We start from the raw sequence: 1,011 nt of genomic DNA, 5'->3' as shown, positions 1-1,011 counted from the left end.
AAAGTAGCACTGATCGCCTGCATGCGAAAGCTCATCGTGATCTTGAATACCATGCTTAAAAGCGAGGAGCTGTGGTGCGCAAAAAACGGATAAATATATTGACTAAACACCTGTAGTGGCCAAATTCACTATGCCACTACAACCACAGTCACTTGTTATGTGCCTGTGGTCGGCAAAGTGTTATCTATTGCACTTAACTCTAAATCCAATTGAGCTTCATTTATGTGACCTTTTTGATACGCTACCTCTAACTCTAAGAGTTTTACTGTTTGCTCTAAAATCTTGAGATATAAAGGCGCATTAAATGTACGACTTCTTTTAAGGTTGATTAAGTATTCGTTTAGATCACTTAACGTCGCCCCCGATAAATTTTTGCTAACTATATTTTGCATTAAGAAAGTGTCTAAATATTCTGGGTACGGTGGTGGATTCTTTGAATAAAACCCAGTCCTCAACTCATCTTCTTTTGGCAACTTGTTAAAATACTCTATTAATTCTTCACTATATTCATAACACGTCTCTACTGAAGAGATCGATGACATTAAGAGTTTAATTACATCTTGTTTTTCTTTTTGTTCCGCTTCGTAATTTGTAATAGATATGGCTAATAGAACACCAACTAATGTCGCAACAAGAGTGAGAAAAAAATTAATACCTACACTATGGCGCTCAATAACACTTTTAAATTTAGGCACAAACGTAAAGAGACCAAGAAAACAAAGAAGAATCGTGAATATTAAGTATAGCATTTCAATCCTTTTAACTGACGAAAATTATATGTAAAGGCGCTAGGCATATAACGCCCTGTTAAGGGGTGAGCAACGCAATACCGATGCTTCCGCATACCACCTTAACCACTAAACACAACGCATAGTAAAAATGCCACGTGTTGCGAATCACTCTTAAACAGATTGTATGGTTAATCCTGTTCCATTTTAGGGTAAATTGGAGGCCCACCCTCAATGGCCGTTGAGGGTCTTTATGCAGTAGCTCGATTGAATGGCGGCTCCT

At 37.8% G+C, this 1,011-nt stretch carries 1 protein-coding gene; it reads right to left on the bottom strand.

What is annotated here, in order from left to right; all coding sequences use genetic code 11:
* Positions 1-155: 155 nt before the first annotated feature.
* A complete protein-coding gene (locus tag L2731_RS19475) occupies positions 156-749 on the bottom strand; it encodes a hypothetical protein (RefSeq protein WP_249254890.1) in 594 nt (197 codons plus the stop codon).
* Between the last annotated feature and the right edge of the window lie 262 nt (positions 750-1,011).

The sequence above is a fragment of the Shewanella aquimarina genome (genome assembly GCF_023349185.1).
GTDB lineage: Bacteria > Pseudomonadota > Gammaproteobacteria > Enterobacterales > Shewanellaceae > Shewanella > Shewanella aquimarina.
The sequence above is the reverse complement of the archived record's forward strand: the minus strand, read 5'-3'. Positions and strand labels throughout refer to the sequence as shown.

Excerpts from the sequence above, each read along its gene's own strand:
- L2731_RS19475 (WP_249254890.1), bottom strand. The coding sequence starts at position 749 with ATGCTATACTTAATATTCACGATTCTTCTTTGTTTTCTTGGTCTCTTT.